This is a genomic window from Aeromicrobium sp. PFPM2_SD2 (genome assembly GCF_057364525.1).
In genome coordinates, this window is the sequence record NZ_JBNFNZ010000390.1 from 1 (window position 1) to 2,312 (window position 2,312).

The window sequence follows — 2,312 nt, forward strand, 5'->3', positions numbered from 1 at the left end:
CGCGCTGCGCGAGCGCCGTGCCCTGCCCCGGGGCCCTTGCCCCCTCGCTCGTGCCGATCGCGGTCGGCTACGTCGCCGCGCACTACCTGAGCTACCTGGTCGAGAAGGGCCAGGGCGTGCTGCTCGGGATGCTCGACCCGCTCGGACGCGGCTGGCAGCCGCTCGGGGACCCCGGGACCGCCTACGTCCTGAGCGACCGGCCGGGCCTGCTCGCGACGCTCAAGGTGGCCGCCGTGGTCACCGGGCACGTGCTGGCCGTGCTGGCCGCGCACGACCGCGCGCTCGCGCTGCTGCCCGAGCGCCACCGGCTCACCGGACAGCTGGCGATGATGCTGCTCATGGTGGTCTACACGTTCGGAGGGCTGTACCTGCTGCTGTCGGTCTGAGGCGCTTGCACTCGCCCGGGGCGAGTGCCAAGATCGGGGTTAGCACTCGTATGATGAGAGTGCTAGCAAGACTCCGGCCGGGGCCGGTGAGGCTGTACGCCGAGGCGAGCAGGGTTCGCCGACAGCACGCAGTCGTCCGTCGCGGGCACCTCCCGGCCGCACATCCACGCACATGACGCGGAGAGACTGACATGGCCAAGACCATTGCATTCAACGAGGAGGCCCGCCGCGGCCTCGAGCGGGGCATGAACACCCTCGCCGACGCGGTGAAGGTCACGCTCGGCCCCAAGGGCCGCAACGTCGTCCTGGAGAAGAAGTGGGGCGCTCCCACGATCACCAACGACGGCGTGAGCATCGCCAAGGAGATCGACCTCGAGGACCCCTACGAGAAGATCGGCGCCGAGCTCGTCAAGGAGGTCGCCAAGAAGACCGACGACGTCGCGGGCGACGGCACCACCACCGCCACCGTGCTGGCCCAGGCGCTCGTCCGCGAGGGCCTGCGCAACGTCGCGGCCGGCGCGAACCCGATGGGCCTGAAGAAGGGCATCGAGACCGCCGTCGAGGCGATCAGCACGCAGCTGCTCGGCATGGCCAAGGAGATCGAGACCAAGGAGCAGATCGCTGCGACGGCCTCCATCTCGCCGCTGACGCGTCCGTCGGCGAGATCATCGCCGAGGCGATGGACAAGGTCGGCAAGGAAGGCGTCATCACCGTCGAGGAGTCCAACACCTTCGGCGTCGAGCTCGAGCTCACCGAGGGCATGCGCTTCGACAAGGGCCACATGTCGGGCTACTTCGTCACCGACCCCGAGCGCCAGGAGACGGTGCTGGAGGATCCCTACATCCTCATCGTCAACAGCAAGATCGCCTCGGTGAAGGACTTCGTCCCGGTCCTGGAGAAGGTCATGCAGTCGGGCAAGCCGCTCGCGGTCATCGCCGAGGACGTCGAGGGCGAGGCCCTGGCCACCCTGATCGTCAACAAGGTCCGCGGCACGTTCAAGTCGGTCGCCATCAAGGCCCCCGGCTTCGGTGACCGCCGCAAGGCCATGCTGACCGACATCGCCATCCTCACCGGCGGCGAGGTCATCAGCGAGGAGGTCGGCCTCAAGCTCGAGAACGCCGACCTCAGCCTGCTCGGCACGGCCCGCAAGGTCGTCACGACCAAGGACGAGACCACGATCGTCGAGGGCGGCGGCGACGCGGCCCAGATCGAGGGCCGGGTCAACCAGATCCGCGCCGAGATCGAGAACAGCGACTCCGACTACGACCGCGAGAAGCTGCAGGAGCGCCTGGCCAAGCTGGCCGGCGGCGTGGCGGTCATCAAGGTCGGCGCGGCCACCGAGGTCGAGCTCAAGGAGCGCAAGCACCGCATCGAGGACGCCGTCCGCAACGCCAAGGCCGCCGTCGAGGAGGGCATCGTCGCCGGTGGTGGCGTCGCGCTCGTCCAGGCGACCGCCGCCGCGTTCGACAAGCTGACGCTCGAGGGTGACGAGGCCACGGGTGCGGCGATCGTCCGCACCGCCGCCTCGGCGCCGCTCAAGCAGATCGCCGTCAACGCCGGCCTCGAGGGCGGCGTCGTGGCGGAGAAGGTCGCCGGCCTCGACGCCGGTCACGGCCTCAACGCCGCCACGGGCGAGTACGTCGACATGATCGCCGAGGGCATCATCGACCCGGCCAAGGTGACGCGCTCGGCGCTGCAGAACGCGGCCAGCATCGCGGCCCTGTTCCTCACCACCGAGGCCGTCGTCGCCGACAAGCCGGAGCCGGCCGGTGCCGGTGCCGGCGCGCCGGACATGGGCGACATGGGCGGCATGGGCTTCTGATCCCGCCCGCCTAGCACCACCTCCGCGAGGGCCCCGGACGCACCGTCCGGGGCCCTCGTGCGTCCGCGGGCCGCCGCCGGGTGCAGGATGCGGCGGTGACTCCC

Annotated in this window: 2 pseudogenes; both read left to right on the forward strand. The window is 70.4% G+C overall.

The features are described 5' to 3' along the window. Positions 1 to 386 (forward strand): annotated as a pseudogene (locus AC2W7G_RS14050) (hypothetical protein); the annotation flags it as partial. Positions 387 to 577: 191 nt separating this feature from the next. Beyond that, positions 578 to 2,208 (forward strand): annotated as a pseudogene (gene groL, locus AC2W7G_RS14055) (chaperonin GroEL). Positions 2,209 to 2,312 lie beyond the last annotated feature (104 nt).